We start from the raw sequence: 23361 nt of genomic DNA, 5'->3' as shown, positions 1-23361 counted from the left end.
CACACTCACTTCACACCCTCCTGGGGCCTGTGACGGGGACGGGGCTGTACGGGCAGTCCGCGCAGCAGGAGCCGGACGCCGTGCAGCCGGATGCCAAGAGAGACGGCGGCGGTGGACCAGGGGTGGCGCAGCGCGGCGCGCACCAGGGTCCGGACGGTGGCGGGGCGGCGTTCGCCCCGTACGGTCGCGGTGAACGGGCCGCTTCCCGGCTGGTCCAGACGCACTGTCAGCGCGAGCCGTTCGCCCGGTTCCGGCAGCCGCATGGTGTAGGCGCCGTCGACCGGGAAGAACGGTGAGACATGGAAGTCCTTGTCCACCGAGGCCCGGTGGGTGTCGTCGGGCCGCAGCAGATAGCAGTGCCGTTCGCCGTAGGTGTTGTGCACCTCGGCGACGACGCACAGCGGCTCGCCGCCGGGTGCGCGGCACCAGAACAGGGTGAGCGGGTTGAAGACATGGCCGAACACCCGCGCGTGGGCGAGCATCGTCACCCGCACCCCGGCCGGTTCGACGCCGCGCGCGGCGAGGAAGGCGTCCAGGCCCGCGCGGATCGTGGGCAGGGTGCCGCCGAAGTGGTCACGGGCGTCGAAGCGGGCCAGCGGACGCAGCGGCCGGGGCAGCACCGGCGGCCGGTCGGGGTCGATCAGCCACAGATAGGTGCGGTGGCGCAGGGTGTACCGGCGGGGCGTGGTCCTGACATGGCCGATCACACAGGTGTAGAGCGCCGGGACGGTACGCGAGGCGGGCGTCGCGGTGTTCACCACGCCACCCCCAGCGCCGCCGCGGCCTCGACGCCCGAGCGGCAGCCGTCCTCGTGGAACCCCCAGCCGTGGTACGCCCCGGCGAACGCGGTGACGGGACCGCTGAGCGCGGGCAGCCCTCGCTGGGCCGCGACGGACTCCGGTGTGTAGACGGGGTGTTCGTACACCATGCTCGCGAGGACCCGCCGTTCGTCCACCCGGCCGGCGCCGTTCAGCGTGACCACGAAGGTCTCCGGGGCGTCGATCCGCTGTAGCCGGTTCATGTCGTAACTGACGCGTACGGCGTCGGCGCCCGCGTCGCAGGACGGCATCAGGTAGTTCCACGACGCGCGGGCGTGCGCGGCCCGTGGCAGCACGCTCGTGTCGGTGTGCAGCTGGGTGGGGTTGCGGGAGTAGCGGAACGCGCCGAGGACGTGCCGCTCCGCCTCGGTGGCGTCGGCGAGCAGCCGCAGCGCCTGGTCGGGGTGGACGGCGATGACCACGGAGTCGTACCGCTGGGCGGTGCCGTCCTCGGAGGTGATCTCGACGGCCCCCGGCCCCCGTGGGCCACGGCGCACGGCCCGTACCGGAGTGGCGGTACGGACGGCGTCGAGACGCTTGCCGACACGCTCGACGTACGCGCGTGAACCGCCGCTCACCGTCCGCCAGGTGGGAGAGCCGTTGATCGCCAGCATGCCGTGGTGGGCCATGAAGCGGAACAGATAGCGGGCGGGGTAGCGCATGGCCGTGCCGGCGTCGCAGGACCAGACGGCCGAGACGACCGGGGTCATGAAGTGGGAGGTGAAGTACGGCGAGAAGCGGCCCGCCGTGAGGAACTCGCCCAGCGTCGGGCCGGCGCCCGGCTCGCGTCGGGCGCCGTTCCCGGCCGCCAGCAGCCGACGGGCCAGCCGGTGGAAGCGGGGGACCTCGCCGAGCAGACGCAGATAGGCCGGTCGCAGCGCGTTGCGCGGCCGGGCGAACAGCCCGGCCGGGCCGCGCGCTCCGGCGTATTCGAGCCCGCAGCCCTCGCACCGCACGGACATGCTCATCTCCGACTCCCGCGTGGTGACGCCGAGTTCCACGAAGAGCCGCAACAGATACGGATACGTCCGCTCGTTGTGCACGATGAAGCCGGAGTCGACGCGGTGCACCCGGCCGTCGGCCGACGCCACGTCATGGGTGTGCGCGTGACCGCCGAGCCGGTCCTCCGCCTCGTACAGCGTCACCTCGTGCGCGTGCCGGAGTACGTACGCGGCGGTCAGTCCCGCGACTCCACCCCCCACCACGGCCGTGCGCCGACGCTCCCCGCTCATACCGCTCCCTCACATCCAGCCGCGTCCGGATCCCGTCCGGATCACGTCCCGTCACGGGCGGTGGCCCCTGTACGTGAGGTATTCGAAGCGGCGTGGGCCGGGGATTGGTGGCCGGTGCGATCTCTTTCCGGGTGGTGGGAATTTTCAACTCCTTCGAGTCGATGACCAATCCGCCGTCGTTCCGGTTCCGAATGGCGACTGTGAGCGAAGATCTGAAGGTCCCGACGCCGGAGGGTGGTTCGCCCGGCCCCGCGGCACGACTGGTGCGTGCCGCCCTGGGGGCGCTGAGCGGGCTGGTCACGGGCGCCTCGGCGCTGGCGGTGGCGGAGCTGGTCGCGGCGGCCGTCCGGCCCGAGGCCGGTCCCGTCAACGCCGTGGGCGGCGCGTTCATCGACCGCACCCCGCCCTGGCTGAAGGACTTCGCCGTCCGGAACTTCGGGACCAACGACAAGCTGGTGCTCCAGCTCGGCATCCTGGCCCTCCTGGCGGTCTTCGCCATGGCGGTCGGAGTGGTCGCGCTGCGGCACCGGCCCGCCGGTTTCGCGGCGGTGCTGGTCTTCGGCGCGGTCGGCGCGGTGGCGGCGGTCGAGCGGCCCGGTGGGGGTCCGCTAGACGCCCTGCCCTCCGTCGTGGGCGCCGTGTCGGCCTGCGGAGTGCTCCAACTGCTGGTCGGCAGGCTCACGTTCCGTCCGTCCCCGGCGGCTGAGGGGGCGGACGGAACCCCGGACGGAACGGAGGGAACGAACGGAACGGACGGGCCCCCGGACGGATCGTTCGACCGGCGTGGCTTCGTGATCGCCGCGACCGCGGCGGTCGCCGCTTCGGCCGGTATCGGTGCGCTGGGCAGCCGGCTCAACGGATCGGGCGCGGCCGAGGCCGCCGCCTCGCGCGCCGCCATCGTGCTGCCCGCACCGGCGTCACCGGCCCGCCCCGTGCCGGCCGGGGCGGAGTTGAGGGTCCGGGGTCTGGGGCCGTTCACCACCCCCACCAAGGAGTTCTACCGGGTCGACACCGCTCTGGTGGTCCCGAGGATCGATGCCGGTGGCTGGCGGCTGAGGATCCACGGAAAGGGCGTCACCCGCCCCCTGACGGTGAGCTTCGACGATCTGCTCCGCCGCGAGCTGATCGAGCGGGACATCACCCTGACCTGTGTCTCCAACGAGGTCGGCGGCCCGTACGTCGGCAACGCCCGCTGGATCGGCGTACGGCTGGCCGATCTGCTGCGCGAGGCCGGGGTGGAGCCGCCCTCGAAGGGCGGGCCCGCCGACCAGCTGGTGGCGCGCTCGGTGGACGGGATGACCATCGGGTCGCCGGTCGAGACCGTGATGGACGGCCGCGACGCGCTGCTGGCGCTGGGCATGAACGGCGAACCGCTGCCGTTCGACCACGGCTTCCCGGTACGGATGGTGGTGCCGGGGCTCTACGGCTATGTCTCGGCCTGCAAGTGGCTCCAGGACCTGGAACTCACCACGTTCGCCGACTACGACGCGTACTGGGTGAAGCGGAGCTGGTCCCGGCGGGCGCCCGTCAAGACCGAGTCGCGGATCGACACCCCGCGCCCGTTCGCCTCTCCGAAGGCGGGCGTCGTGCCCGTCGCCGGAGTGGCCTGGGCCCAGCACCGGGGAATCGCCCGGGTCGAGGTACGGGTCGACGGCGGCGACTGGCACACGGCGCGGCTGGCGGCCCAGGACACCAGGGACACCTGGCGCCAGTGGGTGTGGGAGTGGCGGGCCCCCACCGGCAGCCACACCCTCGAAGTCCGCGCCACCGACCTGCACGGCTACACGCAGACGGAGAAGCGCGTCGGGACCGTGCCCGACGGCGCAACCGGCTGGCACTCGGTGGTGGTCGCCGTGACCTGACGATCCGGCGAGCGCCACCGGCGCGCCGCACGCGAACCACCGCACCGGCCCTCAACAGACCTTTGCCGCACCACCTTTGCCGCACCGCTTCTCAGCACATTCCTCAAGGAGATTCCAGATGAACACCACCCGTTTCCGCCGTGCCGCCCTCGCCGTCGCCGGTGTCGTCGTACTCCCGCTGGCCCTCACCGCCTGCGGCGACGACGGCAAGGACAACAAGGACAGCAAGGACTCGGCGGCCTCTGCCGCGGCTCCCCAGGAGTCCGAGAGCACGACGGACGACGCCCCGGGCGCGGGTGACCAGCCGTTCGGTACGGCGTGTGCGTCCGTTCCCGCGTCCGGCGCCGGCAGCTTCGACGGCATGTCAAAGGACCCGGTGGCCACCGCCGCGTCCCATAACCCCGACCTCTCCACCCTGGTCACGGCGGTGCGGAAGGCGGGCCTGGTCGACACCCTGAACAACGCCCAGAACATCACGGTCTTCGCGCCGACCAATGACGCCTTCGCCAAGATCCCGAAGGCCGACCTGGACAAGGTCCTCAGCGACAAGGCCACCCTGACGAAGATCCTCACCTACCACGTCGTCGGCGAGAAGCTGGCCCCGGCGCGGCTGGCGAGCGGCACCTACCCGACCCTGGAGAAGAGCACCCTGACCACGGCGGGTTCGGGCGAGTCGTACACCGTCAACGACTCCGCCAAGGTCGTCTGCGGCAATGTGTCCACCTCCAACGCCACCGTCCACATCATCGACACGGTCCTGATGCCGAAGATGTAGTCAGAAGATGTAGTCAGAGGTCCTCGCACGGCTGCGGGGCGGCTTCCCGCCCCGCAGCACCCGGACAAGGCCGGAACGCGTACGGCCGCCCCGCCGGAGATCGCCCGGCGGGGTGCCGTACGCACGATTCCCGGACCGGCCGTCAGCCGGCCGGGCACGGTTCCCGGCCCGGCCGTCAGCCGACCGAGCTGTACGCCACCACCCCGCGCAGCACCGACTCGACCGCCTTGCGCGCGTTCTTCGCGACCGTGCTGTTCTCTCGCGGCGCGGCGGCCGCGATCTGGCCGAGCACGTCGATGACCTGCTTGGACCAGCGCACGAAGTCACCGGCCGGCATCTCCGCCTCGCGCAGCACCTCGTCCAGCCCCTTGCCCGAGGCCCACATATAGACCGCCCAGGCGAAGCCGAGGTCGGGCTCGCGCTGCCCGACGCCTTCCGCCTGGCTGATCTTCAGATCCTCCTCCAGGGCGTCGAGCCGGCCCCAGATACGGACCATCTCGCCCAGCGCGGCCTTCGCCCCGCCCGAGGGGACCTTGGGCGCCACCGCGTCGTCCGACTGCCTGGCCTCGTACACCAGCGCCGAGACACAGGCGGCCAGCTCGGCCGGGGAGAGCCCTTCCCACACCCGGTCGCGCAGGCACTCGCTCGCCAGCAGATCCAGCTCGCCATAGAGCCTGGCCAGCCGCCTTCCGTGCTCCGTGACCTCGTCCCCGCGCAGATAGTCCAGCTCGGTGAGGAGCGCGACGATCCGGTCGAAGGTACGGGCGATGGTGTTCGTCCGCCCCTCGATCCTGCGCTCCAGCTGCCGGGTGTCCCGCTGGAGCCGGTGGTAGCGCTCCGCCCAGCGGGCGTGGTCCTCCCGCTCGTCGCAGCCGTGGCAGGGGTGGGCGCGCAGCTCCGTACGGAGCCGGGCGATCTCCCGGTCGTCCGCGGCGGCGGCGCGCTGCTTGCGGTGCCGCTCGGGCACGATGTGCCCGGCCTTCGTCCGCAGCACGGACGCCAGATCGCGGCGCGACTGCGGGGAGCGCGCGTTGAACGACTTGGGGATGCGCATCCGCTCCAGCGCCTCCACCGGAACCGGGAAGTCCATCGAGGCGAGCCGCTTGACCTGCCGCTCGGCGGTCAGTACGAGCGGCCGTGGCCCGTCCTGGTACTCCAGTCCGCGATGGCCGTTGGCGCGGCCGGCCGGCAGCCCGGGGTCGAGTACCAGCGCGAGACCGGAGAACTTCCCGGTCGGCACATGGATGACATCGCCCGGCTTGAGCTTCTCCAGCGACGAGGCCGCGGCGGCCCGGCGCTGCGCCGCGCCCTGCTTGGCCAGCTCGGTCTCGCGGTCCTTGAGGTCGCGCCGCATGCGCGCGTACTCCTCGAAGTCCCCGAGATGGCAGGTCATGCCCTCCCGGTAGCCGTCGAGCCCCTCCTCGTTGCGCTGGACCTGCCGGGAGATCCCGACGACCGACTTGTCGGCCTGGAACTGGGCGAAAGAGGTCTCCAGCAGCTCGCGCGAGCGATGCCTGCCGAATTGCTGCACGAGATTGACGGCCATGTTGTACGAGGGCCGGAAGCTGGAGCGCAGCGGATAGGTACGCGTCCCGGCGAGTCCGGCGAGCGCGCCCGGGTCCATACCTCGCTGCCAGAGCACCACGGCGTGGCCCTCGATATCGATCCCGCGCCGCCCCGCCCGCCCGGTCAGCTGGGTGTACTCACCGGGGGTGATGTCGGCGTGCTGCTCGCCGTTCCACTTGACGAGCTTCTCCAGCACCACGGACCTGGCGGGCATGTTGATGCCGAGCGCCAGGGTCTCGGTGGCGAAGACCGCCTTGACCAGACCGCGGACGAACAGCTCCTCCACGACCTCCTTGAAGGTCGGCAGCATTCCGGCGTGGTGCGCGGCGATGCCACGCTCCAGGCCCTCCAGCCACTCGTAGTAGCCGAGGACATGGAGGTCCTCCCCGGGGATCGAGGCGGTGCGCTCCTCGACGATCTCGCGGACCCGCCGCCGTGCCTCGTCGTTGTTGAGCCGGAGCCCCGCGTACATGCACTGCTGTACGGCGGCCTCGCAGCCGGCCCGGCTGAAGATGAAGGTGATCGCGGGCAGCAGCCCTTCGGCGTCGAGGCGCTCGATGACCTCGGGTCTGCCGGGCGTCCAGATCCGGGAGCGCTGGCGGCGCTCGCGCTCCCGGTCCGCCTCGCGGATCATCTTCCCGCGCCGGCGCTCGCGCGGGTTGTACGTGCGCTGGTTCTCCATCCGGGCCAGCCGGACGAGATCGGGGTTGACCTCGCGCTTGCCCGCACCACGGCCGCCGTGGTCGGTCTCCTCCTCGAAGAGGTCGTACATCCGGCGCCCGGCCATCACATGCTGCCAGAGCGGCACGGGCCGGTGCTCGGAGACGATCACTTCGGTGTCACCACGGACGGTGTCCAGCCAGTCACCGAACTCCTCGGCGTTGGAGACCGTCGCCGAGAGCGAGACCAGCGTGACCGACTCGGGAAGATGGATGATCACCTCTTCCCAGACGGCGCCCCGGAAGCGGTCGGAGAGGTAGTGCACCTCGTCCATCACCACATAGCCGAGTCCGGTGAGCGCCTGGGAGCCCGCGTAGAGCATGTTGCGCAGCACCTCGGTGGTCATGACGACCACCGGGGCGTCCGCGTTGACGCTGTTGTCCCCGGTCAGCAGGCCGACCTTGGCGGCGCCGTAGCGCTTGGCCAGATCGGCGTACTTCTGGTTGGACAGCGCCTTGATGGGGGTGGTGTAGAAGCACTTGCGGCCCTCGGCCAGAGCCAGGTGCACGGCGAACTCGCCGACGATCGTCTTGCCCGAGCCGGTGGGCGCGGCGACCAGCACGCCCTTTCCCGCCTCCAGGGCCTGGCATGCCTCGATCTGGAAGGGGTCCAGGCCGAAGTCGTACATCTCGCGGAAGGGGGCGAGCGCCGTGGCCTGCTCGACGGCGCGCATCCGGGAAGCGGCGTAGCGCTCGGCTGGTGAGAGGTCCTCTGTCATCTTGAAGTCGAGCCTACCCGCCACCTCTGACAGTCAGCCCGATCTTTAATCGCCCTTGGACAGCCCCCGGCGCGAGCAGCGCGATCCGCGCCGGGGGTATGCGATCAGGTGATGTCGTCGTAACCGTTCAGTCGCTTCGTACCGGCGCTGTCCGACTGCGCGGGAAGAGCGGGCGGCGTCGAGACGGGCTCGATCTCCCCGACGGCCTCCGGGGTCAGATCCAGGTCCGAGGCCTCGTCGTCATCGGGTCCCAGCGCATCGCGCCGTGCCTTGCGGCGGTCGTTCAGGAGCGAGATCGCCGTGGCGACGAAGTACAGCACCCAGATCGGCACGGCCAGGGCCATCATGCTCAGCGGGTCGGTGCTGGGCGTGGCCACCGCGGCGAAGACCGTGATGCCCATGATCATGGCGCGCCACCAGCCGGCCATCCGCTTGCCGGTGATCACCCCGCCGAGGTTGAGCATCACCAGCAGCAGGGGCAGCTCGAAGGCGAGACCGAAGACGACGACCATGCGGGTGATCAGATCGAGCAGGTCGTCGAGCGGAAGCTGGTTGTCCAGGTTGGCGGGCGAGAATTCGAGCAGGACCTTCGCCATCGTCGGCAGCGTCTTGTACGCGAAGAAGCCGCCGGCCAGGAAGAGCGGGAAGCCCGCCGCCACGAAGGCGAGCGAGTACTTCTTCTCCGCCCTGTGCAGCCCTGGGGCGACAAAGGCCCAGAGCTGGTAAAGCCAGATCGGTGAGGAGACCACGACACCGGCCATCAACGAGACCTTGAGCGCGAGCGTGAACGGCGTCAGCAGACCGTTCAGGACGATGCGGGCACAGGTGCCGTCCTGCCGCTTGGCCAGTTCCGCGAAGCTCGACTCACATCCGACCGACCTCAGTACGGGGTCGGTGAAGAACTCGATGATGTCCTTGTAGAAGAACGCGGCGACGAGCGTCACGACGACGATCGCCACCAGCGCTTTGGCGAGCCGGTTGCGCAGCTCACGCAGGTGCTCCACCAGGGGCATCCGCCCCTCGGGATCGGTCTCCTTCTTGCGGGCAGACTTAAGCAACCCACGTCCTCATCTCGTGCGGCGGGCGGCCCGCGACAGCGGCACCCGCTTCGGCCCAGGTGTCAGCGCTTGGTGGTCGAGTCCGTCGGCTCGGTCACCGGACGCGCGCTGGTCACGTCACCGGGCGCGGCCTGGATCGTACGCGGCACGACGTGGTCCTGAGCGGTCTCGTCACCCTTCGGCTCCGCCGGGGCCGTCTGCTGGCCCTCCGACTTCATCGCCTTGGCCTCGCTCTTGAGGATGCGGGCCGACTTGCCGAGCGAACGCGCCATGTCCGGAAGCTTCTTCGCGCCGAACAGCAGGACGATCACGACGAGGATGAGAATGATCTCGGTGGGACCGAGCCTTCCGAACATAAGCTTTTACCTTCTCACCGAGGCGGCATGGGAGGGGCCTGCGCAGTTTCGGCCGGACTCGTGTCCGACCTGCTTGCGCAGCGATCGTAACGCGCAGGGGTGAACACGGGGCAATCCCTGTGCGTACTTCCGTCGGCGGCCCGCGCCTCGCTGCCGGGGCCGCGTTCAGCAGCGTACCCCGCTCTTTCCCTGGTGAGCAGGGGGCGTCGCTACCTCAACGTGTCACCCGTGGCGGCCAGCCGGGTGGCCGCCCGCTCCAGGTCCTCGGCGGCCCGGTTGATCGTCTCCGTGGTGGCGGCGACCTGCCGGCCGAGCCGCTGGGCTTCCACGAAGACGCGGACGGCCAGCACACCGAGCACGGCGATACCGCAGAAACCCAGGGCGATGGCGAGCATGGGCCAGAACATGGGCAGAGCCTAGACCGTTCCAGGGAGTGGTTTCAGTGGAGTGGAGGTGGGTTCAGGGGGGTGTTTCAGGGGTGGTGACTCAGGGGGTGGAGTGGAGGCGCAGGGTACGTACCCCACCGCCGGTGAGGAGTTCCACGATCCGCTCCCCGGCGGGCTTGCGCACCATGGCCTCGCACTCGGGACAGGTGAAGGAGTAGAAGGTGGTCTTCGCGCTGGCGCCTATCGCCAGCCGCAGGGCACCGGCGGAGAGCTCGAAGCGGGCGCGGCACTCGGGACAGGCCGCTTTGAAGAGGACCGGAGCGACGGCCGAAAGTCCGGACAGCCCAGCTATGGTCGACATTGCGCGTGGTTCTCCTTGTCCTCGTCCTCAGCCGTTCACCGGTGCTCGTCGTAGGCCGCGAGCGCCTCGCCCGCCGCCAGCCGCGCGCTGTCCGCCAGCTCCGGCGGGGAGACGATCCGTCCGTCACCGCCGAGCCGCAGCGCCAGCCGTCTGAGCGAGGCGGGGGCGGGGGTGCGCAGAGTGATCCGCAGCCCGCCGTCGGAGAGTTCGACCGCGCTGTCGTGGGGGTAGTACTCCGCCACCCACCGGCCGCCGGGCCCGACCTCGATCACCACCTCGGGGTCCTCGGCGGAGGGCTGCACCAGCCCTTCCGACAGATCCCTCAGCTCCAGCTCCGGGGGCGCGGCCGGCGCGTCGAGCAGTCTGATCTCGGCGACCCGGTCGAGTCGGAACGTACGCCGCGCCTCGGAGAGCCGGCACCAGGCCTCCATATAGGTGTGTCCCACGGCGAACAGCCGGATCGGGTCGACCTCGCGCTCCGTCAGCTCGTCACGCGCCGGGGAGTAGTAGCGCAGCCACAGCCGGCGCCGCTCCGAGATGGCCCGGTCGACCTCGGCGAACACCCCGCCCTCGGACTCGAAGGTCACCGAGAGCCGGGAACTGGCCCCCGCGACCTCACCGGCGGCGGTCTCCAGCTTGGCGGTGGCGCGCAGCAGCGCCTGCCGGTCGCCCTCGCGCAGCCCCGGCAGGGTGGCGACGGCGCGGGCGGCGACGAGCAGCGCCGTCGCCTCGTCGGCGGCGAGCCGCAGCGGCTCGGCGACATCGTCGGGGTTGTGCCACCAGATGCGGTCGCCGTCGGTGTCGATGTCGAGGAGGTCACCGCCGCGGAAGCTGGTGCCGCACATGGGCAGCACATCGAGGTCGGAGATCAGCTCGTCCTCGGTGATGCCGAAGGCGCGGGCGACATCGCTGACATGCGCGCCGGGGCGCTCCCGCAGATAGGTCACCAGCGAGAGCATCCGCCGGGTCTGGTCGATGGCGTTGGCTGCCATGGTTGTACGAGTCCCCCTCAGCCCTTGGCCACGGCGCGCAGCCGGTCCAGGACGTCGGCCCGCAGGTCCGCGGGCTCCAGTACGACCACGTCCGGGCCGAACTCCACCAGCCAGGCGTCCAGCCCGTGTCCGTACGGGACCTCCAGCTCGTCCCAGCCGTCGCCCAGTTCCCGTGACGACAGTGCCTTGGCCCGCAGCGGATAGCCGCACCCGGAGCGCAGTTTGATGAGCGCGGAGCGGGTCGCGGTCTCGCCCGCCCAGCTCTCCACGGTCTCCCGTACGGTGACGACGTCCGGTACGGGCGCGCTGAAGACACCCGTGCGGGAGCGGACCCGGCCGGTGATCCGGGAGAGCCGGAAGACCCGCTCGGCGCCGCGGTCCCGGTCCCAGCCGGCCAGATACCAGTGGCCGCGCCAGCACTCCAGCGTCCATGGCTCGACCTGGCGCTGCTCCGGGCGGGCGGCGTTGGCCTTGCGGTAGTCGAAGGCGACGGGACGCCGGTCCCGGCAGGCGAGCATCAGCGGTTCGAAGGCGGCCTCGTGGACAGGGATACGGGGTTCGAGCGCGCCGTGGTGGGCCTCGTACGCGTCCTCGGCCTCCGGCATCCCGGCGGCGCGCAGCTTCTGCAGGGCGCCGCTCGCCGCGCCGGCCAGCCGTGCCTGCTGCCAGACCTTGGCGGCGAGACCGAGGGCGGCGGCCTCCTCGGCGTCGAGGGTGATGGCGGGCAGCCGGTTGCTGTCGCGGCGGGCGAGATAGCCGGTGTCGCCGTCGAGGTTCTCCACCGTCTCGATGACCAGGCCGAGTTCGCGCAGATCGTCCTTGTCGCGCTCGAACATCCGGTTGAACGAGTCGTCGGTGCCGGCCTCCAGATAGGCCTCGATGGAGCCCCGCAGCTCACGCTTGCTGAGCGGACGCCGGGTCCCGAGCAGACACAGCGCCAGATTCATCAACCGCTCGGCCTTGGCAATGGCCATCGACGCCTCGCACCCCTTTGATCGTGCCGCGCTGTGATCGTGCCGCGCTCACCCCGCTGACCGTACCGCCCCGGGGTGTCGCGGTAAAAGCCGAGGGCCCATGCCGGACAGCATGGGCCCTCGGGTGTCCGGATGTGATCAGACAGCGACCAGGTCGCAGACGAAGATCAGCGCCTCACCGGGGGCGATACGGCCGCCGCCGGCGCCGCGCTCGCCGTACGCCAGGTGCGAGGGGATGATCAGCTGGCGACGGCCGCCGACCTTCATGCCCTGCACGCCCTCGTCCCAGCCCTTGATGACCTGGCCGGCGCCGAGCTGGAACTGGAGCGGGGTACCGCGGTTCCAGGAGGAGTCGAACTCCTCACCGGTGGAGAACGCGACGCCCACGTAGTGGACGGACACGGAGTCGCCCGCCTTGGCCACCGCACCATCGCCTTCGATGATGTCCTTGATCTCCAGATCGGCCGGCGGCTCGCCACCCGGGAAGTCGACCTCGGGCTTCTCGATGCTCACTGAACTGCTCCTCTAAATGATGAACGGGCAACCGGGACAGTCTTACACCTTCGCCAGGATGTCCACCGCGAAGACCAGCGTGGAGTTCTTCGGGATGCCCTGCTGCTCCTGGTTGCCGAAGGCCTGGTCCGGCGGGATCACGATGAGGACCCGGCTGCCCACCTTCTTGCCGACGATGCCCGTCTTGAGGCCCTTCAGCGTGAGCTGCGGCAGCGGGAAGGTCTGCGTGCGGCCGGTCTTGTACGTGCTGTCGAACTGCTTGCGGTCCTTCCAGAGGTACGCGGCGTAGTTCAGCACGACGGTGTCCGAGTCCTTGACGGCCTCGCCGTCGCTCTCCAGCACGTAGTTGGAGACCAGCTTCTTGGGCGGCGCGCTCTTCGGGACGGTGACGGTCGGCTCCTTGCCGTCGTCGTTCGTCCCGACCTTGGGCAGGTCGATGTTGTCCTGCGCGACCGCGGTCCCCTTGGCGGAGGCGGGGACCTGGGTGGCCTTCAGGATGTCGACGACGAAGACGAGCGTGGAGTTGGGCTTGATGTCGCCCTGGCCCTGGGCGCCGTAGCCGAGCTCCGGCGGGATGCCCAGCTCGACACGGCTGCCGACCTTCTGGCCTTCCAGACCCTGGTCCCAGCCCTTGATGACCATGCCGGCCCCGACGGTCAGGTCGAACGGCTGCTTCCGGTCGAAGCTGTTGTCGAACGGCTTGTCGGAGTCCCAGCTCTGGCCCAGATAGTTGACCTGGATCGCATCGCCCTTTTTGACCGTCGCTCCGTCACCCTTGCTGAGGACATCGACCTTCAGCTCCTTGGGCGGCGTGCCCTCCCCCTTCTCGAGGGTCGGCTTCTGACCGAACTTGGCACCCGAGCTGATCGCGGGAAGTCCGTTCTTGGACGGGGTGGAGTCGGAGCCTCCATCGCTGCCACAGGCCGCTGTCGACAACAGCAGCAACGGGACGACGATGAGGCCGGCAAGTCGGCGCACGTGTTCCTCAGATCTCAGACGGCACAGTAGTTGCCCGCCACTCTAAGGCGTGCCGAGGGCCTCGTACGCGATACGTACGAGGCCCTCCGCACATTCCACCAATGCGTGTGTCCCCGGCCCGCTCACATACCGGCGATCAGTTTCTCCACCCGTTCGTCCACCGAGCGGAACGGGTCTTTGCAGAGCACCGTGCGCTGTGCCTGGTCATTGAGCTTGAGATGCACCCAGTCGACGGTGAAGTCCCTGCGCTGCTCCTGCGCCCGGCGGATGAAGTCGCCGCGCAGTCGCGCCCTGGTGGTCTGCGGGGGCACCGACTTGCCCTCGAAGATCTTCATGTCGTTGCAGATGCGGGCGGCCTGGCCCTTCTTCTCCAGCAGGTAGTAGAGACCGCGGCGGCGGTGGATGTCGTGATAGGCGAGGTCTATCTGAGCGACCCTCGGATGCGACATCGTCATATTGTGCTTCGCCCGGTACCGCTCGATGAGCTGGTACTTCATGACCCAGTCGATCTCCGTGCCGATACGGTCGAGATCCTCGGCCTCGATCGCGTCGAGCGTGCGGCCCCAGAGCTCCAGGACCTGGTCGACGGTGCCGGTGCGGATGCCCCGGCGCTCCACGAAGTCGACGGCCTTCTCGTAGTACTCGCGCTGGACCTCAAGGGCGGAGGCCTCGCGACCGCTCGCCAGGCGCACCTTGCGCTGGCCGGTGAGGTCGTGGCTGACCTCGCGGATGGCCCGGATCGGGTTCTCCAGGGTGAGATCGCGCATCACCGTGCCCGCCTCGATCATGCGCAGGACGAGATCGGTGGCGCCGACCTTGAGCAGCATGGTCGTCTCGGACATGTTGGAGTCGCCGACGATGACATGGAGCCGGCGGTAGCGCTCCGCGTCCGCGTGCGGTTCGTCACGGGTGTTGATGATCGGACGTGAGCGGGTGGTGGCGGAGCTGACGCCCTCCCAGATGTGCTCGGCGCGCTGGCTGACGCAGTAGACCGCGCCCCGCGGGGTCTGGAGTACCTTGCCGGCGCCGCAGAGCAGCTGACGGGTGACGAGGAAGGGGATGAGGATGTCCGCGAGCCGGGAGAACTCCCCGTGGCGGGCGACGAGATAGTTCTCGTGGCAGCCGTAGGAGTTTCCGGCGGAATCGGTGTTGTTCTTGAAGAGATAGACGTCGCCCGCGATTCCCTCCTCGTGCAGGCGGCGTTCGGCGTCGACGAGCAGCCCCTCCAGAATGCGCTCGCCCGCCTTGTCGTGCGTGACCAGCTCGGAGATGTTGTCGCATTCGGGAGTTGCGTATTCCGGATGCGAACCCACGTCGAGGTAGAGGCGGGCGCCGTTCCGCAGGAAGACATTGCTGCTGCGGCCCCATGAGACAACACGGCGGAAGAGGTAGCGCGCCACTTCGTCAGGTGACAGTCGGCGCTGTCCCCTGAACGTGCACGTGACGCCGTACTCGTTCTCCAGCCCGAAAATGCGGCGGTCCATGTCTGAACATTACGCCTGATGACCAGAGCTGAAACCGGGTTGGGCCGCACCGCTTCGATCATTTTCCGTCCGGATGGTGGCATCCGAAGGGGCGGTGGGAGCCTTCAGGACCCGCTGGGTGGCCAGGAGTACCAGGAGCGCGGCGAAACCCCCTCCCCCCGCCACGGCGAAGCCGGCCACGGTACCGCCGGCCTCCACGGCGGGGCCGGCGGCGCCGGTGCCGAGCGCGGCGCCGACACCGAACGTGGTGACGAGCCAGGAGAACGCCTCGGTGACCGTGCCGCGCGGGGCGTGCCGGTCGACGACGATGAAGGCGCAGGCCAGCGCCGGCGCCAGGAAGACACCCGCGAGGGCGGACAGCGCGGTCATCGCGACCACCCCGGGGGTGAGCATCAGCGGGAGGTAGCAGAGGGCCAGCAGGGCGACGATGCCCCGCAGCCGGCGCTCGGGGCCTCCGGCCCACTGCCGCGATCCGTACGCCACGCCGCCGATCAGCGCGCCGAGACCGAGGGCGGCCATCAGCCAGCCGTACACGGACTCGTCGCCGTGGTCGTCGGCGTAGGCGACGCCCGCGACGGTGATGGAGCCGAGGGCCATGCCGACGAAGAGGAAGGCGCCGAGCAGGGCGAGCAGTCCCGGCGAGCGCAGGGCACCGAGCCAGTGCGCCTCACGGGGCGCGGAACGCCAGGCCCTGGAGGGCCCGGACAGGACGACGGAGAGCGCGCCGAGTACGCCGACGATGTTGATGACGAGCAGCGCGGCGCCCGGGGACCAGAGCGCGACCAGCAGGGTCACGAAGAGCGGGCCGACCGTGAACATGACCTCCTGGGCCACGGCGTCCATGGCGTAAGCCCGGTGCACCCGGTCCTCGCTGCCCAGCACGCTCGGCCACAGCGCCCTGAGGCCGCCCTCCAGCGGCGGGGTGAAGAGGCCCGCGATCGCCACGGCCGGGTACGCGAGGGCCGGCACGTCTGTTCCGACGGCCACGAAGACCACCATGCCGAGGCCCGAGACCAGCGCCGCCGGGAGCTGCACACGGGGCTGTCCGAACAGGTCCACGGCCCGGCCCAGCAGCGGCTGGCCGATGGCCGTGGCGATGCCGTAGAGCGCCACGAACACCCCGGCCAGGGTGTAGCCGCCGTCCTCGGCCCGGATGAACAGGACGATCGCGATCGGGCCCGTGGCGTTCGGCAGCCGGCCCACCAGCGTGCCGGTGAGCAGCCGTGCGGCGTACGGCGCCTTGAGGATGTCCAGATACCCCGTGGCCATATCGCCTCTTCTTCCCCTTGGCTCGTCCCGGGCCGCCCGATCCGGCCCCGTCCGTGCAGTTTTACGTATAACGTGCAGCGCCATACGTACCATGATCGTAGTCCGCGGGTCCACCGCGATCGTCACCGCGCGACGGAGAACGGCAGTCATGACAGAGCAGTCCGCGAGGCCCACCAGCAAGGACGTGGCGCGCGCCGCGGGCGTGTCCCAGGCGACGGTCTCCCTCGTCCTCGGCGACAAGTGGCGGGGCAGGGTCTCGGAGCGGACCGCCGGGCTGGTGCGGGAGGCCGCGCGCGCCCTGGGCTACCGGCCCAATCTCGCGGCCCGCAATCTGCGGCTCGGCACCACCAGAACGGCGCTCCTGGTCGTTCCCGCGCTCACCAACGAGTTCTTCGCCCGTGTCTACACGGGAGCGGCCAGGGTCGCCGCGGAGCACGGCTTCGGAGTCGTCCTCTACCCGTCGCCGGCGGGGGTCGGTCCCGCCAGGGACCCCTTCGCCTCCGCGCGGGCCGCGCTGGACGGGGTGATCGCCTCCTCGATGGCGACGGACGCGCTGGACGCGATCCGCGGTTCGGACGGCGCGGATCTGCCGCTGGTGATGCTCGACAGCGATCCGGCGGCGCCCGGAGCCGCCGCTCGGGTGAATCTCGACATCGCCGACGGCATGCGGCAGGTCGCCGGGCATCTGCTGGACCTCGGCCACCGGCGGCTGGTCCATCTCTCCTCCGCCGTCGCCTCCTGGACCTTCGACGTACGGGCCGCGACACTCGCCGAGACGGTACGTGGGGTGCCGGGCGCGGTCCTGAGCACGATCTCCGCGCCGCTGGAGGTGGGCGCCGCGCGGGAGGCCACCGAGCGCGCCCTCGCCGGTCCCGGGCCCCGGCCGACGGCGCTGGTGTGCGACGACGACATCCTGGCCGCGGGCGCCTGCAAGGCCGTACGGAGGCTCGGTCTGCAGGTGCCGGAGGACATCTCGGTCAGCGGCTTCGACGATCTGGCGCTCGCGACGGCGGTCGAGCCGGAGCTGACGACGGTACGACTGCCCGCCGAACGGGTGGGCGAGCGCGGGATGTCGGCCCTGCTGGCCGTCCTGGACGGCCGCCGGCCGGAGACCGGCGACCTCCCGGTCTCGCTGGCGGTCCGGGACTCCACGGCGCCCCCGCCGCCCGCACGCCCCGTGCCCTGACACGAGCCGTGGCACGACGATGCCCCGGCGCGTACGAGCGCGCCGGGGCATGGTGAGACGTTTCCGCCGGGCTACTCGCCGGCGTCCTTGTCCTTCCCGTCCGGCTTGCCGCTGTCCTTGGCCTCGGTGCCCTCAGACGCCTTGGACTCCGGCTTCTCCGTGGACTCCGACGCCTCGGGGGCCTCGGACGGCGTCTTGGCCGGGGCGGGCGTGGCGCCGTCCGGCTCCTCGGTGTCCGAGGGGGCGTCGGTCGGCGTGGAGGCCGCGCCGTCCGCCTCCAGCAGCCGGGAGAGCTGGCGGCCGACGATCCGCTTGAACTTGCGCTGCTGCGGCCGCGTACGGTCCAGGACCGCCACCTCCAGCCGCTCGGCCGGGATCTCCCGCTCGCCGCCGTTGGTGTCCCTGGAGAGCGCCTGGACGGCCAGCTTCAGGGCCTCGGCGAGCGACATGCCGTCGCGGTGCCGCTGGTCCAGATAGGAGCTGATCTGCTCCGAGCTGCCGCCGACCGCGACCGAGCCGTGCTCGTCCACGATCGAGCCGTCGTGCGGCAGCCGGTAGATCTGGTCGCCGTCCGGCGTGGCGCCCACCTCGGCGACCACCAGTTCCACCTCGTACGGCTTCTCACCGGCGCTGGAGAAGATCGTGCCGAGCGTCTGGGCGTAGACATTCGCGAGACCGCGGGCGGTCACGTCGTCGCGGTCGTAGGTGTATCCGCGCAGATCCGCGTAGCGCACGCCGCCGATGCGCAGATTCTCGTACTCGTTGTACTTGCCGGCGGCCGCGAAGCCGATCCGGTCGTAGATCTCGCTGAACTTGTGAAGTGCGCGGGACGGGTTCTCGCCGACGAAGACAATGCCGTCGGCGTACTGCAGCACGACCAGGCTGCGACCGCGTGCGATGCCCTTGCGGGCGTATTCCGCCCGGTCGGCCATGGCCTGCTGGGGTGAGACATAGAACGGCGTCGACACCGGCTATCCGTCCCTTTCTGTCAGTGGCATGTTTTTTCAGAAGAGAGCGGCATCAGAGCAGCGCGGCGCGCGGGCCGTCGGGCTGTTCCAGCCGGCGCTCCAGGATCGAGCGGGCGATCTCGGCGGATTCCTCGTCGGTCAGCTTCCGGAAGCCCTGTTCGGTGATGACGGTGACGATGGGATAGATCCGGCGGGCCACATCGGGGCCGCCCGTCGCCGAGTCGTCATCCGCGGCGTCGTAGAGCGCCTGGATGACCAGGGTGGTGGCCTGGTCCTCGGTCAGATCCTCGCGGTAGAGCTTCTTCATCGCGCCACGGGCGAAGATCGAGCCGGAGCCGGTGGACGCGTAGCCCACCTCCTCGGAACGGCCGCCCGTCACGTCGTACGAGAAGATGCGGCCCTTCTCGCGGTCCACGTCCCAGCCCGCGAAGAGCGGGACGACGGCCAGGCCCTGCATGGCCATGGCCAGGTTGCTGCGGATCATCGTGGAGAGCCGGTTGGCCTTGCCCTCCAGGGAGAGCTGCGCTCCTTCGACCTTCTCGAAGTGCTCCAGCTCCAGTTGGAAGAGCTTGACCATCTCCACGGCGAGACCCGCAGTGCCCGCGATGCCCACGGCCGAGTACTCGTCGGCCGGGAAGACCTTCTCGATGTCGCGCTGGGCGATCATGTTGCCCATCGTCGCCCGCCGGTCACCGGCGAGCACCACACCGCCGGGGAAGCTGACCGCGACGATCGTCGTGCCGTGCGGCGCCTCGATGGCGCCCTGGAGGGGCGGCAGCGAGCGCTTGCCGGGCAGCATGTCCGGCGACTGGTGGGACAGGAAGTCCATGAACGAGGACGAGCCGGGCGTCAGGAAGGCCGCCGGCAGACGCCCGTTGTTACGAGGGTTGGCTTCCACGCGTTTCCTTCCGGATGGGCGGCGGCCCGCCGCTCGCGCCGGGCCGATCTTAAGAACTGTGCACGGACCTTACCCGCGCCGCCGCGTGTCATCCGTCCCGGTGCGACCGGCTTTCACCGGCGCACCGGGACGGACAACCGCTGCTACTGGCCGCCCTTTTGGACGAAGGAGCGCACGAAGTCCTCGGCGTTCTCCTCAAGGACGTCGTCGATCTCGTCCAGGACGGAGTCCACGTCATCGGACAATTTCTCCTGGCGCTCCTTGAGGTCCTCGGACGCCTGCGCCTCCTGCGCCTGCTCCTCGGTCTCCTCGGTGGAACGCGTCGCCTTCTGCTGTCCGCCGCCGGTGTCCTTGGTCGCCATAACCCTCACCCCGCTCGGTTCGCCCCGCTCGATGTGACCTACAAGATCAGACCCTACAAGGAGGGTCCGACATCGGCCCCGCACTTCCCACAACGTCCGGGTACCACCTCGATCATTCCCGGACCGGGACCATTTCAGCCTCCGGACAGCACCCGGACCAGCTCCTCCGCCGTACGGCACCGGTCGAGCAGCTCCTTGACGTGGTTCCGGGTGCCCCGCAGGGGCTCCAGGGTGGGCACGCGCTGGAGCGAGTCACGGCCGGGCAGGTCGAAGATGACCGAATCCCACGAGGCGGCCGCCACGTCGTCCGCGTACTGCTCCAGGCACCGTCCCCGGAAATACGCCCTGGTGTCCTCCGGAGGCTTCGTCCTGGCCCGCTCGACGTCCTGGTCGTCCAGGAGCCGCCGCATCTTGCCGCGGGCCACCAGACGGTTGTAGAGGCCCTTGGCGGGGCGTACGTCGGCGTACTGGAGGTCCACGAGGTGCAGCCGGGCCTCGTCCCAGTCCAGGTTGTCCCGGCGCCGGTAGCCCTCCAGGATCTCCCGCTTGGTGATCCAGTCGAGCTCTCCCGACAGGCTCATCGGATCGTTCTCCAGCCGGTTGAGGGTGTCCTCCCAGCGGCCCAGGACGTCCTTGGTCTGCTCGTCGGCGTCGACGCCGTAGCGCTCCTCCACGTACTTTCTGGCCAGCTCGTAGTACTCCATCTGGAGCTGGACAGCGGTGAGTGTCCGTCCGCTGCGGAGCGTGACCAGCCGGCCGAGGCCGGGGTCGTGCGAGACCTGGTGCAGCGTGCGGACCGGCTGGTCGACGGCGAGATCGACGTTGATGAAGCCGTCCTCGATCATGGAGAGGACGAGCGAGGTCGTGCCGAGCTTGAGATAGGTGGAGATCTCCGACAGATTCGCGTCGCCGATGATCACATGCAGCCGGCGGTATTTCTCGGCGTCGGAATGGGGTTCGTCGCGGGTATTGATGATGGGGCGCTTGAGCGTGGTCTCCAGGCCGACCTCGACCTCGAAATAATCCGCGCGCTGGCTGATCTGGAAGCCGTGCTCGTGCCCGTCCTGGCCGATGCCGACCCGGCCCGCACCGGTGACGACCTGCCGGGAGACGAAGAACGGCGTCAGATGGCGCACGATGTCCGAGAACGGGGTCTCCCGTTTCATCAGATAGTTCTCGTGCGTGCCGTAGGAAGCGCCCTTGTTGTCGGTGTTGTTCTTGTACAGATGGATCGGCTGGGCGCCCGGAAGCTGTGCCGCTCGTTCCGCGGCCTCGGCCATGATGCGCTCGCCCGCCTTGTCCCAGAGAACGGCGTCGCGCGGATTGGTGATCTCGGGAGAGCTGTATTCCGGGTGGGCGTGGTCGACGTACAGTCGTGCGCCATTCGTGAGAATCACATTGGCCAGCCCGATGTCCTCGTCGGTGAGCTGGCTGGAATCGGCCGTCTCGCGGGCGAGGTCGAAGCCACGGGCGTCCCGCAGCGGATTCTCCTCCTCGAAATCCCAGCGAGCACGTCGTGCCCGGTGCATCGCCGCCGCGTAAGCGTTGACGATCTGGGACGAGGTGAGCATGGCATTGGCGTTCGGGTGACCCGGAACGGAGATGCCGTACTCCGTCTCGATGCCCATTACTCGCCGTACGGTCATGCGGCCCTCCTTGCCCGGCGGCACTCCCCTCCGGAAGCGCCGCTCAAGTACCGCTGTCTCTCCGTCGCGTATGCGTGTGCGGTGCCCGACCCCGCACTGCGCGACGCGGCGGTAGGAAAGAGCCTAGAACGCCTCCGGGCCGGTGGGGAGATCATTTCCGTCATTGGCCTGGTGTGGTGGAAGGTACGGGGAAAGCAACCGGCTGCGGATGCCCTTCCGGACATCCGCAGCCGGGCCGCGCTCTACAGGTACTGACCGGTGTTCGCCACCGTGTCGATGGAGCGTCCGGTGTCCGCGCCCTGCTTTCCGGTCACCAGGGTACGGATGAAGACAATCCGCTCACCCTTCTTACCGGAGATACGGGCCCAGTCGTCCGGGTTCGTGGTGTTCGGCAGGTCCTCGTTCTCCTTGAACTCATCCACGCAGGCCTGGAGGAGATGGGAGACCCGAAGGCCCTTCTGGTCGTGGTCGAGGAATGCCTTGATGGCCATCTTCTTGGCCCGGTCGACAATGTTCTGGATCATCGCGCCGGAGTTGAAGTCCTTGAAATACAGGACTTCCTTGTCGCCGTTCGCGTACGTGACCTCCAGGAAGCGGTTCTCCTCGGATTCCGCGTACATCTGCTCCACGACGGACTGGATCATCCCGTGGGCCGCGGCCTCCTTGGAGCCGTTGTGCTCCGAGACGTCGTCCACGTGCAGCGGCAGCGAGGGCGTCAGATACTTCGCGAAGATGTCCTTCGCCGCCTCCGCGTCCGGACGCTCGATCTTGATCTTCACATCGAGCCGGCCGGGCCGCAGGATCGCGGGGTCGATCATGTCCTCGCGGTTGGAGGCGCCGATGACGATGACGTTCTCCAGGCCCTCCACACCGTCGATCTCGGCGAGCAGCTGGGGGACGATGGTGTTCTCCACGTCCGAGCTGACACCGGATCCGCGGGTGCGGAAGAGGGATTCCATCTCGTCGAAGAAGACGATGACGGGCGTGCCCTCGCTCGCCTTCTCCCGCGCACGCTGGAAGACCAGGCGGATGTGGCGCTCGGTCTCACCGACGTACTTGTTGAGGAGCTCGGGACCCTTGATGTTGAGGAAGTAGCTCTTCCCCGCGGGCCGGCCGGTCACCTCGGCGACCTTCTTGGCGAGGGAGTTCGCCACGGCCTTGGCGATCAGTGTCTTGCCGCAGCCGGGAGGGCCGTAGAGCAGGATGCCCTTCGGCGGTCGCAGTTCGTGCTCCTTGAAGAGGTCCGGGTGGAGGTACGGAAGCTCGACCGCGTCGCGGATCATCTCGATCTGGCCGCCCAGACCGCCGATCTTGTTGTAATCGACGTCCGGAACCTCTTCGAGGACGAGCTCCTCGACCTCGCTCTTGGGAACCACTTCGTAGACGTAGCCGGAGCGGGGTTCGAGCAGGAGGGCGTCGCCGGGACGGACGGTGATGTCCAGCAGCGGCTCGGCGAGCCGCACCACCCGTTCCTCGTCGGTGTGCCCGATCACCAGGGCGCGCTCGCCGTCCTCAAGGATCTCCTTGAGGGTGACGATGTCCCCGGCGCGCTCGTACTCCATGGCTTCGACCACATTGAGCGCTTCATTGAGCATGACTTCCTGGCCGCGCCGTAGCTCTTCGAGCTCGACGCCGGGGCTGACATTCACCCGGAGCTTGCGGCCCCCGGTGAAGATATCGGCCGTGCCGTCCTCATTGGCCTGCAGAAATACACCGAATCCGGCCGGCGGCTGCGCGAGCCGGTCGACCTCCTCCTTGAGGGCCACGATCTGATCGCGGGCCTCACGCAGCGTATTGGCGAGCCGCTCGTTCTGTGCGGACACACCCGCAAGATTCGTCTGCAACTCGACGATCCGCTCTTCGAGAATCCTCGTGTGCCGCGGAGAGTCGGCGAGCTTACGTCGCAGGACGGCGATTTCCTGCTCGAGATAGGCAACCTGGCCGGCTGGGTCTTCGGACCCCCGCCCGGGCCGGATGCCGCGGTTGATGTCGTCGTCGTGGGCTGCCACGGTCCTCACCTCCTCCAAGGGGAGCTGGACGCTTCCTGACCCTACCTGGGTGGGTGATGATTGAAACCCCTAGATCACAAAGACTGTCGGGGTAGGTCCGATCTTCACCCTTGCGCCCTCCCTCACGCCAGGGGAATACCCACCCAGGAACATCGGAAAGCTGTCGGTTGTATCGTCGAAGCGTTCAACACCCGTCAGGGCCGCCGCGACTTACTCCATAATGCGCTGCC

21 protein-coding genes are annotated in these 23361 nt (G+C 69.4%); 3 read left to right on the top strand and 18 right to left on the bottom strand.

From position 1 onward, the window contains the following. Positions 1-5: 5 nt before the first annotated feature. Complete coding sequence (locus CU044_RS34150) at positions 6-758, bottom strand: DUF1365 domain-containing protein (RefSeq protein ID WP_205124135.1); 753 nt, start codon at positions 756-758, stop codon at positions 6-8. Next, on the bottom strand, positions 755-2050 hold the full coding sequence (locus tag CU044_RS34145) for an FAD-dependent oxidoreductase (protein ID WP_129772627.1): 1296 nt from the start codon (positions 2048-2050) through the stop codon (positions 755-757). The genes CU044_RS34150 and CU044_RS34145 overlap by 4 nt, the downstream gene beginning before the upstream one ends. A 263-nt stretch (positions 2051-2313) precedes the next feature. On the opposite strand from CU044_RS34145, the gene CU044_RS34140 reads away from it, so the two are divergent. Both CU044_RS34140 and CU044_RS34135 read left to right on the top strand, forming a co-directional pair. Continuing rightward, on the top strand, positions 2314-3912 hold the full coding sequence (locus tag CU044_RS34140; RefSeq protein ID WP_129772834.1) for a molybdopterin-dependent oxidoreductase: 1599 nt from the start codon (positions 2314-2316) through the stop codon (positions 3910-3912). A 118-nt stretch (positions 3913-4030) separates the two neighbouring features. Continuing rightward, positions 4031-4687, top strand: coding sequence for a fasciclin domain-containing protein (locus CU044_RS34135; protein ID WP_129772626.1), 657 nt, complete (start codon positions 4031-4033; stop codon positions 4685-4687). A 175-nt stretch (positions 4688-4862) separates the two neighbouring features. Here the strand turns inward: CU044_RS34135 and CU044_RS34130 are convergent, their stop codons facing one another. The 11 genes from CU044_RS34130 to CU044_RS34080 form a co-directional block, all read right to left on the bottom strand. Continuing rightward, on the bottom strand, positions 4863-7691 hold the full coding sequence (locus CU044_RS34130; RefSeq protein ID WP_129772625.1) for a DEAD/DEAH box helicase: 2829 nt from the start codon (positions 7689-7691) through the stop codon (positions 4863-4865). Between the two features lie 104 nt (positions 7692-7795). Beyond that, positions 7796-8749 carry a twin-arginine translocase subunit TatC gene (tatC, locus tag CU044_RS34125; protein WP_129772624.1) on the bottom strand — a complete coding sequence of 318 codons (954 nt, stop codon included), beginning with the start codon at positions 8747-8749 and terminating at the stop codon, positions 7796-7798. Between the two features lie 62 nt (positions 8750-8811). Next, positions 8812-9105, bottom strand: coding sequence for a Sec-independent protein translocase subunit TatA (gene tatA, locus CU044_RS34120; protein ID WP_129772623.1), 294 nt, complete (start codon positions 9103-9105; stop codon positions 8812-8814). A 209-nt stretch (positions 9106-9314) separates the two neighbouring features. Further along, on the bottom strand, positions 9315-9512 hold the full coding sequence (locus tag CU044_RS34115; protein ID WP_129772622.1) for a hypothetical protein: 198 nt from the start codon (positions 9510-9512) through the stop codon (positions 9315-9317). Between the two features lie 79 nt (positions 9513-9591). Beyond that, positions 9592-9852, bottom strand: coding sequence for a hypothetical protein (locus tag CU044_RS34110; RefSeq protein WP_129772621.1), 261 nt, complete (start codon positions 9850-9852; stop codon positions 9592-9594). Positions 9853-9887: 35 nt separating this feature from the next. Then, positions 9888-10844 (bottom strand): WYL domain-containing protein, encoded by a 957-nt coding sequence (locus CU044_RS34105; RefSeq protein WP_129772620.1) that lies wholly within the window; start codon positions 10842-10844, stop codon positions 9888-9890. 17 nt (positions 10845-10861) lie between these two features. Further along, positions 10862-11818, bottom strand: a complete 957-nt coding sequence (locus tag CU044_RS34100) for a WYL domain-containing protein (RefSeq protein WP_129772619.1) — start codon at positions 11816-11818, stop codon at positions 10862-10864. Between the two features lie 138 nt (positions 11819-11956). Further along, positions 11957-12331 (bottom strand): FKBP-type peptidyl-prolyl cis-trans isomerase, encoded by a 375-nt coding sequence (locus CU044_RS34095; protein ID WP_129772618.1) that lies wholly within the window; start codon positions 12329-12331, stop codon positions 11957-11959. A 42-nt stretch (positions 12332-12373) separates the two neighbouring features. Beyond that, entirely contained in the window at positions 12374-13309 is a 936-nt protein-coding gene (locus CU044_RS34090) for an FKBP-type peptidyl-prolyl cis-trans isomerase (protein WP_129772617.1), read from the bottom strand. A 122-nt stretch (positions 13310-13431) separates the two neighbouring features. Further along, positions 13432-14793: a Pup--protein ligase gene (gene pafA / locus CU044_RS34085; RefSeq protein ID WP_030354603.1), complete on the bottom strand. Its 1362-nt coding sequence runs from the start codon at positions 14791-14793 to the stop codon at positions 13432-13434. Between the two features lie 9 nt (positions 14794-14802). Beyond that, positions 14803-16062, bottom strand: a complete 1260-nt coding sequence (locus CU044_RS34080; protein ID WP_129772616.1) for an MFS transporter — start codon at positions 16060-16062, stop codon at positions 14803-14805. A gap of 148 nt (positions 16063-16210) precedes the next feature. Here CU044_RS34080 and CU044_RS34075 point away from each other — a divergent pair, with 148 nt between their 5' ends. Then, entirely contained in the window at positions 16211-17248 is a 1038-nt protein-coding gene (locus CU044_RS34075) for a LacI family DNA-binding transcriptional regulator (RefSeq protein WP_129772615.1), read from the top strand. A 71-nt stretch (positions 17249-17319) separates the two neighbouring features. Here the strand turns inward: CU044_RS34075 and prcA are convergent, their stop codons facing one another. The 5 genes from prcA to arc form a co-directional block, all read right to left on the bottom strand. Further along, positions 17320-18216 (bottom strand): proteasome subunit alpha, encoded by an 897-nt coding sequence (prcA, locus tag CU044_RS34070; protein ID WP_240046003.1) that lies wholly within the window; start codon positions 18214-18216, stop codon positions 17320-17322. Between the two features lie 52 nt (positions 18217-18268). Next, positions 18269-19114 carry a proteasome subunit beta gene (gene prcB / locus CU044_RS34065; protein WP_129772614.1) on the bottom strand — a complete coding sequence of 282 codons (846 nt, stop codon included), beginning with the start codon at positions 19112-19114 and terminating at the stop codon, positions 18269-18271. 143 nt (positions 19115-19257) lie between these two features. Continuing rightward, positions 19258-19476: a ubiquitin-like protein Pup gene (locus tag CU044_RS34060; protein ID WP_030754525.1), complete on the bottom strand. Its 219-nt coding sequence runs from the start codon at positions 19474-19476 to the stop codon at positions 19258-19260. A gap of 134 nt (positions 19477-19610) precedes the next feature. Further along, complete coding sequence (dop, locus tag CU044_RS34055) at positions 19611-21122, bottom strand: depupylase/deamidase Dop (RefSeq protein ID WP_345790167.1); 1512 nt, start codon at positions 21120-21122, stop codon at positions 19611-19613. Positions 21123-21364: 242 nt separating this feature from the next. After that, complete coding sequence (gene arc, locus CU044_RS34050) at positions 21365-23131, bottom strand: proteasome ATPase (protein WP_129772613.1); 1767 nt, start codon at positions 23129-23131, stop codon at positions 21365-21367. Between the last annotated feature and the right edge of the window lie 230 nt (positions 23132-23361).

The sequence above is a fragment of the Streptomyces sp. L-9-10 genome, from assembly GCF_004151105.1.
GTDB lineage: Bacteria > Actinomycetota > Actinomycetes > Streptomycetales > Streptomycetaceae > Streptomyces.
This window is presented reverse-complemented; position numbering and strand designations above follow the sequence as displayed.